This is a genomic window from Kitasatospora sp. NPDC001175 (genome assembly GCF_053598215.1).
This window is the reverse complement of record NZ_JBSFJU010000008.1, coordinates 177,479-185,375: the sequence shown is the minus strand read 5'-3', so window position 1 is coordinate 185,375 and position 7,897 is coordinate 177,479. Positions and strand designations below refer to the sequence as shown.

The window sequence follows — 7,897 nt, the reverse complement described above, 5'->3', positions numbered from 1 at the left end:
ACGAACCACAAGGATCCGAGGCCGGGGATGTCAACATATCTGGCGTTGACTTTTGGCACGCTGTTGAGTTCTCAAGGAACGGACGCTTCCTTCGGGCCGCCTTCCAGCGGAACCTCCGGGCGCTTCGTTCTTTCGTGTTTCCAGCTTATCAGATGCTTTCCGCTCCGTTTACCGGATCGAATTCCATCGGATTTGCTTTCTTCTTTCGCCTTTCGGCGCTCCCGAACTCTACCAGAGCTTTCCGGTCGAATTTCCCAATCGATCGAGATCGAAAGGGCGTGCGACGGACCATCACTGGTCGAAGGGGAGTCCACCCGAATCAGGCGACTCGACCTACGTTAGGACACCGGTCAACGGTAGTCAAACGTGGACGGGCCGGATCTGGCTTGATCCGGCCCCTCCCACCCGAAGGTGCAGCTCAACACGAGTCGGTTTGCGCCAACCCGTGTCCTGCAGGCTGTCGCTGTTGCTCGGGTGTCAGGCGGTCTTCAGTTCGATCGCGGCGAGGTTGCGCTTACCCCGGCGCAGCACCAGCCAGCGGCCGTGCAGCAGGTCGGCGGTGGAGGGGGACGCCTCCTCGTCGGTGACCTTGGCGTTGTTGAGGTAGGCGCCGCCCTCGTTGATGGTGCGACGGGCGCCCTTGCGGCTCGGGGCCAAGCCGGCCTCGACCAGGAGGTCGACCATCGGGAGCAGCTCGCTGACCGTGGCCTTGGGGACCTCGGCCAGGGCGGCGGCGAGGGTCGAGGGCTCCAGGTCGGCGAGGTCGCCTTGGCCGAAGAGCGCCTTGGAGGCCGCGACGGCGCGCTCGTACTGCTCCGCCCCGTGCACGAGGGTGGTGAGCTCCTCGGCGAGGGCGCGCTGGGCGAGCCTGGCGGCGGGGCGCTCGGCGGTCTCGCGCTCCAGTTCCTCGATCTCCTCCCTCGAACGGAAGGAGAAGATGCGCAGGAAGTTGGAGACATCCCGGTCGTCCGCGTTCAACCAGAACTGGTAGAAGGCGTACGGGGTGGTGAGCTCCGGGTCCAGCCACACGGTGCCGGACTCGGTCTTGCCGAACTTGGTGCCGTCCGCCTTGACGATCAGCGGGGTCGCGAGGGCGTGCACGGACTTGCCCTCGGCCTTGCGGATCAGGTCGGTTCCGGCGGTGAGGTTGCCCCACTGGTCGCTGCCGCCGGTCTGCAGGGTGCAGCCGTAGCGGCGGTTCAGCTCCAGGAAGTCCATGCCCTGGAGGATCTGGTAGCTGAACTCGGTGTAGCTGATACCCGCGTCGGAGTTCAGCCGCCGGGCGACCGCCTCCTTGGCGATCATGTTGTTGACGCGGAAGTACTTGCCCACGTCGCGCAGCAGGCTGATCGCCGACATCCCGGAAGTCCAGTCCAGGTTGTTGACCATCCTGGCCGCGTACTCGCCCTCGAAGTCGAGGAAGCGGGAGATCTGGCCACGCAGGCGGTCGACCCAGCCGGCCACCACCTCGGGGTCGTTGAGGACCCGCTCCGCGGTCGGCTTGGGGTCACCGATCAGGCCGGTGGCGCCGCCGACCAGGCCGAGCGGGAGGTTTCCGGCCCGCTGGATGCGGCGCATGGTGAGGATCTGCACCAGGTTGCCCAGGTGCAGGCTCGGGGCCGTCGGGTCGAAGCCGCAATAGAACGTGACCGGGCCGTCCGCGAACGCCTTGCGCAGTGCGTCCTCGTCGGTGGACAGGGCGATCAGCCCGCGCCACCGCAGCTCGTCGACGATGTCCGTCACGGTCTCGCTTCTCCTTCGATCGGGCACCCAGGCGCGTGTCAGTGGGCCGTTCCATCGGGCCCCGCGTCTGGACGACTCCAGCGTTCTAGAGGGTACGCGGTCCTGGCCAGCGGATTTCAGTTCGGGCGTGCCACCGCTGTGGCCGGGCAGGCGAAATTCCGTTGTTCGGGCGCCCGGGCCCGTCCAGAGTGTTTGCACCGCCACCGGGCGACGAGCAACGGGGCGGCTGACAGGCATGGGATCAGGACGGCCGGGCCGTCGGGGCACGGTCGGGACAGGGAGGGTGGCCCCGGTGCGCAACACGCTGGTACTCAACGCGAGCTATGAACCCCTGACGACGGTGTCGCTCAAGCGCGCCGTGGTGCTCGTCCTCCAGGACAAGGCCGTGGTCGAACACGCCCGTCCGCTGGGCGTGGTTCGCGCGACCGGCGTGTCCGTACCGGTGCCCCGGGTGATCCGGCTGCGGCGGTACGTCAGAGTGCCGTTCCGACAACGGGCCCCGTGGTCCCGGCGCGGGGTGCTGATCCGGGACCAGCACGTGTGCGCGTACTGCGGGCGGCGGGCCGGGACGGTCGACCATCTGGTGCCGAAGTCCCGGGGTGGCACCGACAGCTGGCTGAACACCGTGGCGGCCTGTGCGGAGGACAACCAGCGCAAGGCCGACCGGACCCCGGAGCAGGCCGGGATGCAGCTGCTCCGCAGGCCGTTCGAACCCACGCCGGAGGCCTCGCTGATGATGGCGCTCGGCCTGCGCGGCAGCGAGGCGGGCGAGTTCGCACCGTGGCTGCCGGCCGCGGCCTGACCGGCTCACCTGGCTCCCGGTGGACCGATCCGATCTCGTGGGGGGACGGATCGGCCCACCGGGCCGATGGCAGCGGGCCTCGGCCACCGGACGGCCGGGTACCGGTAGGGGCTGTCTAGCCCTTGGCCTGGAAGGCGGTGGCGGTACCGAAGTTGGTCGAGTGCTCGGGGACGGCCACCACCTTGTCGCCGCCGATCAGGACCCGGCCCGCGGTGAGCAGCGAGCCGGTCCCCTGCGGGTAGGCGCCGCCGGTGGACTCCTGGCCACCGGTGAGGGCGAAGCGGCTGAGGTGGGCCGGCTGGTCGAGCCGCTCGTCGACGGCGAGCATCAGCGCGCCGTTGTCGATGCCCACCGCGCGGGCTTTGCCCTTCTCCGTGGCGGCGGACTTCCAGAGCGGTTTGCCGGTGGTCAGGTCGTACGCGGTCACGGCGACCGGACTGCCTTCGGCCGGCGTCAGCGTGGTGACCATGGTGTGGCCCTGGAAGAACACGGTGGGCGTCGGGCTGAAGGTGCCCCGGGCCACGTCGAGGCGGCCGCCGTTGCCGGAGACCGGGATCTCGGTGGCGGGGTCGCCGTTGGGTCCCCAGGACAGGACCCGGTCGTCGGCGGGGCTCTGGCCGGTGGTGAGGATCGTGGCGGGTTCGGCCGACAGCACGGTGACGGTCTTCGGGCTGTTGTTGAGCCCGCGCCACCACTTGACCTTGCCGTCGGCGGTGTTGAGCGCGACGGCCTGGACGTTCGGGTCGCTGTCCGCGCAGCTGCTGCTGAGCAGCACGGTGTCGCCGCCCGCGCCGCCGGACAGGGTGCAGAACTTGCCCTGGCCGGTGTACTGCCAGGCGTCGCTGCCGTCGGCCGCTGCCCAGGCCCAGGCCTTGTCGTCGCCGACCGCGATCACCTTGTCGCCGCTGACCGCGACGTGCGCGGAGTACGGGTCCTTGGTGTCGGAGAGGGTCTTGGTCCAGGCCGTCTTGCCGGTCTTGGTGTCGATCGCGGCGAGCATTGTGCAGGGGCTCTTCGGATCGGCCTGCGGCCGGAACAGGGCGACGCCGAGACCGTTGGTGTTCACGGTGGGCGAGAGGCCGCAGGCGGCGGCGTTGTCGGCCGGCGGGGTGACGGTCCAGGCGGGCTTCCCGTCGGTCAGCGCGTACGCGTGCACACCGGTGCTGTCGGCACGGACGGCCGTGTCGGCGAGCAGCCAGCTGCCGACCAGCGTGTCGTCGGAGCCGGCCGCACCGGCGGCCGCGGGCTGGGCGGTCCAGGCCTTGGCGTGGGCGACCGCGAAGGCCTTGGCCGCGGCCGGGTCCTCGGTGCTTCCGCCGCTGCTGCCACTACTGCCGCTGCCGCTGCCGTCGGTGGCCAGCACGGCCGCCGTGATCAGGACGAGGACGGCGGCGGCACCGGCGCCGGCTCGGATCGCCAGGGTGCGCCGGTCGGGGCCGTGCTCGGCCGAGACCACGGCGGAGACTGCGGCCTTGGCCCGGTCGACGAGCGAGCCCTTGCCCTCGCCGTCGTTCGAGCCGCCGCCGTTCCGGCTGCCGTCGTCCGGCTGCTCCGCCGGGGTGGCGACCACGAAGGGCGAGAGAGGGACGGCTGCCGAGTCCCCGGAGACGGGGGGCATCGTGGCGGTCGCGGCCTGGTCGAACGGGGGGAAGGCGGCGGTGGGCGGGCCCTGGTCCGGCTCGGCGCCGGCGCGGGACGCCGGGCCGGCCGGTGGCTGGGCGCCCTGGGCGGCGGGGCCGGTGGGATCCGCGGGGTACTGCTGGTCGAAGCCGTAGTAGCCGTTTTCAGTACCCGGCGGCGCGTAGAGCTGCTGCTCCGGGGCCTGGTACTGGCCGTACACGGAGTCGGCGGTGGTGGCGGCCGCGCTCGTCCCGAACGGGTCGTAGCCGGGGGTGGCCCCGAATTCCTGGCCACCGGCGCCGGGCGCCTGGGGTGCGTAGAAGCCGTCGCCGTGCCCGCCGGCCTCCTGCTGCCCCGGATGGCCGCCCTGCCCGGGCACGCCGCCCTGCCCGTGGAGTCCGTTCTGCCACGGTCCGGTGTTCTGGCCGTCCCAGCCCGGCTGGCCCGGCAGCCCGTGCTGCTCGGGGAAGCCGGCCTGGGCGGGGGTACCGAACCCGCCGGGCTGCTCGGCGAAGCCCGGCTGCTCGTGGAAGCCGTGGTCGCCGCTCGGATACTGCTCCTGCGCGCCACCCTGCCAGGGGTCACCGGCCGCAGCCGGCTGCTGCGCTGGGTACCAGGGCTGCTGCTGGTAGTCGTACCCGATGGGCTCCTGCCCGGCGGTCCCGGAGTGGTCCTGAGCCATGCGTCCCGTCCGTCCGACTGCGTGCTACGAGGCGCCAGCATCTCACGTCGACGGACGCGGGCCCTCCCAAACCCTGGGCTCCGGCCACTGACCGGGGCTCAGGCCCCGGCGCGCACGGCCTCGTCGATCCTGCCCGCGAGGGCGAAGTCAAGGCTGGTCAGACCGCCTTCGCTGTGGGTGAGAAGGACGAAGCGCAGGGTCCGCCAGCGGATGTCGATGTCGGGGTGGTGGTCCATCTGCTCGGAGGTCACGGCGATCGAGTCCACGATCCGGATGGCGGCCGGGAAGCTGGACGCCTCGACGGTACGGGTGATCGAGTCTCCCTCGCGGGTCCAGTCGGGCAGGGCGGTGAGTGCCGCCGTGATCTCGTCCTCGGTCAGCAGGGCCGGGCGTCCGCTCATGGTGTTGCTGCCTCTCCCTCGGGGTGCGCTCACCGGTGCCTGGTGCGCTCACAGGAGCATAGGGAGGCGGCCGCCGGCGGGCCCGGCGACACCGCGCACCGCCCACGGATCGGCCGCCTCCCGCCTGTGACGGACCGTCGAACCAACAGGCCGGCGAGCCGACGGGCCAGCGGACCGCCAGACCGCCAGACCGCCAGACCGGCGAGCCAACGCACCCGCTCCCCGTCAGGCGATCAGCAGCCGGACCACCGCGACCAGGCCGATCGCCACGATGACGCCGCGCAGCACGGGTGGCGCCAGCCGTCGGCCGACCTTGGCCCCGATCTGGCCGCCGAGCACCGAACCGGCCGCGATCAGCAGCACCGCCGTCCAGTCGGTGTGCGAGGAGAAGAGGAAGAAGACTGCGGCGACGCCGTTGACGGTCAGCGCGAGCACGTTCTTGGCCGCGTTGAGGCGCTGCATCCCGTCGTCCAGCAGCATTCCCAGGATGGCGATCAGCAGCACGCCCTGGGCCGCGCCGAAGTACCCGCCGTAGATGCCGGTGAGGAACACTCCGAGCAGCAGTACCGGGCCGGTACCGGTCGCGGCGCCGTCTCTCCGCCGGGCGGCCATCGCGCGGGCCACCCTGGGTTGCAGGACCACCAGGACCAGCGCGAGCAGGATCAGGACCGGGACGATCGCCTTGAACGCGCTGCCCGGCAGCCTGATCAGCAGCCAGGCGCCGAGCAGCCCGCCGAGCAGGGAGGCGGTGCCGAGCCGGCGCAGCCGCCCGCCCTGTCCGGCGAGCTCGCGGCGGTAGCCGATGGCTCCACTGAGCGAGCCGGGAACCAGGCCGATGGTGTTGGAGACGTTGGCGGTGACCGGCGGCAGGCCGAAGGCGAGCAGCACCGGGAAGGTGATCAGGGTGCCCGAGCCGACCACCGTGTTGATCGTCCCGGCACCGATCCCGGCGGCGAGGACGAGCAGCGCCTCCCACCACGTCATGTCCGAACCCTTCGCTCGCCCCTGTCACGCTGATCCTCCAGCAGTGGCGGTACCAGGATCAGGGGGTATCCATCATCCGGAACGGGAGGCCGGAGACGGCGGACGGCCCGCCCCCGGACGGTTCCGGGGGCGGGCAGAGGCGTCACGGGCGGATCAGCATGGCCGGATCCGGTCGGTCACTCCGGGTCGATCTTGGGGTACTCACGGGTCGGCTCGACCCGGGGGCGGGCGGCGCCCTTGTCGATGTCCACCGGCCCCGGCCCCGCGGGCGGGGTGGCGGCCGGACGGGCGGCCGGGTCGAGCGGGACCTGAGTGGCCGTCGGGGCGGCGGGCGCGGCGGCGGGGCCGGCCCCGTTGCCGCCGGTCAGCCCGGTGAAGGCGCCGCCGAGGCCCTTGAGCGCGTCGCCGACCTCGCTCGGGATGATCCAGAGCTTGTTGGAGTCGCCCTTGGCCAGCTCGGGCAGGGTCTGCAGGTACTGGTAGGCGAGCAGCTTCTGGTCGGCGTCGCCGTCGTGGATGGCCTCGAAGACCGTACGGATGGCGGCCGCCTCACCGTCGGCGCGCAGCACCGCGGCCTGGGCCTCACCCTCGGCCTTGAGCACCTCGGCCTGCTTCTCACCCTCGGCGCGCAGGATCTGGGCCTGGCGGGCACCCTCGGCGGCGAGGATCGCGGCGCGCTTGTCACGGTCGGCGCGCATCTGCTTCTCCATCGAGTCCTGGATGGAGTTCGGCGGCTCGATCGCCTTCAGCTCGACCCGGTTGACCCGGATGCCCCACTTGCCGGTGGCCTCGTCGAGCACTCCGCGCAGACCCGCGTTGATCACCTCACGGGACGTCAGGGTGGACTCCAGGTCCATCGAGCCGATGATGTTGCGCAGTGTGGTGACCGTGAGCTGTTCGATCGCCTGGATGTAGCTGGCGACCTCGTAGGTGGCGGCGCGCGGGTCGGTCACCTGGTAGTAGATGACGGTGTCGATGTTGACCACCAGGTTGTCCTGGGTGATCACCGGCTGCGGCGGGAACGGGACCACCTGTTCGCGCAGGTCGATCCGGTTGCGGACGGTGTCGATGAACGGGACCACGATGTTCAGTCCCGCGTTCAGGGTCCGGGTGTAGCGGCCGAAGCGCTCCACGATGGCCGCACTGGCCTGCGGGATCACCTGGATCGTCTTGATCAGTGCGATGAAGGCCACCACGACCAGGACGACCAGCACGATAAGGACGGGTTCCACGGACTCTCCCCTAGACGACCAGGGCGGTCGCGCCCTGGATTTCGACGACATCGACCTGCTGCCCCGGCTGGTAGACCGTGCCGGGATGAAGCGCGCGAGCCGACCAGATCTCACCGTTGAGTTTGATCCGCCCGCCCTCCCCGTCGACCTGTTCCTGGACGATCGCGGTGGCCCCGATCAGCGCCGCCGTCCCCGTCCGGAACTCCGGCGCCTGGCGCAGCTGCCGGTAGGCGATCGGCCGGACGAACACCAGCAGTGCGACGGACACCCCCACGAAGAGCAGGAACTGAAGTACCACGCCGGCCCCGAGCCCGGCGGCCAGCGCGGCGGCACCGGCGCCGATCGCGAACATCGCGAACTCCGGCAGCGCGGTGAGCACCAGCGGTATGCCCAGGCCGACGGCGGCCAGCAGCCACCAGATCCAGCTCTCCAC

General features: G+C 71.2%; 7 protein-coding genes. 1 reads left to right on the top strand and 6 read right to left on the bottom strand.

Going from position 1 to position 7,897, the window contains the following annotated elements:
• Nucleotides 1-477: 477 nt before the first annotated feature.
• Complete coding sequence (gene tyrS / locus ACWDAK_RS09110; RefSeq protein ID WP_427394892.1) at nt 478-1,743, bottom strand: tyrosine--tRNA ligase; 1,266 nt, start codon at nt 1,741-1,743, stop codon at nt 478-480.
• Between the two features lie 292 nt (nt 1,744-2,035).
• On the opposite strand from tyrS, the gene ACWDAK_RS09105 reads away from it, so the two are divergent.
• Nucleotides 2,036-2,545 (top strand): HNH endonuclease, encoded by a 510-nt coding sequence (locus ACWDAK_RS09105; protein WP_344635410.1) that lies wholly within the window; start codon nt 2,036-2,038, stop codon nt 2,543-2,545.
• A 115-nt stretch (nt 2,546-2,660) separates the two neighbouring features.
• Here ACWDAK_RS09105 and ACWDAK_RS09100 read toward each other — a convergent pair whose 3' ends face one another.
• The 5 genes from ACWDAK_RS09100 to ACWDAK_RS09080 all read right to left on the bottom strand — a co-directional run bounded on the left by ACWDAK_RS09100 (nt 2,661) and on the right by ACWDAK_RS09080 (nt 7,897).
• Nucleotides 2,661-4,847: a hypothetical protein gene (locus ACWDAK_RS09100; protein ID WP_427394891.1), complete on the bottom strand. Its 2,187-nt coding sequence runs from the start codon at nt 4,845-4,847 to the stop codon at nt 2,661-2,663.
• A gap of 98 nt (nt 4,848-4,945) precedes the next feature.
• Nucleotides 4,946-5,248, bottom strand: a complete 303-nt coding sequence (locus ACWDAK_RS09095) for a 4a-hydroxytetrahydrobiopterin dehydratase (protein WP_427394890.1) — start codon at nt 5,246-5,248, stop codon at nt 4,946-4,948.
• 225 nt (nt 5,249-5,473) lie between these two features.
• Entirely contained in the window at nt 5,474-6,232 is a 759-nt protein-coding gene (locus ACWDAK_RS09090) for a sulfite exporter TauE/SafE family protein (RefSeq protein ID WP_427394889.1), read from the bottom strand.
• A 176-nt stretch (nt 6,233-6,408) separates the two neighbouring features.
• The gene (locus ACWDAK_RS09085; RefSeq protein ID WP_344635406.1) at nt 6,409-7,464 is read right to left on the bottom strand and encodes an SPFH domain-containing protein; all 1,056 of its coding nucleotides are present in this window, start codon (nt 7,462-7,464) and stop codon (nt 6,409-6,411) included.
• Between the two features lie 10 nt (nt 7,465-7,474).
• Nucleotides 7,475-7,897, bottom strand: coding sequence for an NfeD family protein (locus tag ACWDAK_RS09080; RefSeq protein WP_344635405.1), 423 nt, complete (start codon nt 7,895-7,897; stop codon nt 7,475-7,477).

Bases quoted from the DNA above. Each gene is read 5' to 3' on its own strand.
- ACWDAK_RS09090 (WP_427394889.1), bottom strand. From the start codon at position 6,232: ATGACGTGGTGGGAGGCGCTGCTCGTCCTCGCCGCCGGGATCGGTGCC.
- ACWDAK_RS09100 (WP_427394891.1), bottom strand. From the start codon at position 4,847: ATGGCTCAGGACCACTCCGGGACCGCCGGGCAGGAGCCCATCGGGTAC.
- ACWDAK_RS09095 (WP_427394890.1), bottom strand. From the start codon at position 5,248: ATGAGCGGACGCCCGGCCCTGCTGACCGAGGACGAGATCACGGCGGCA.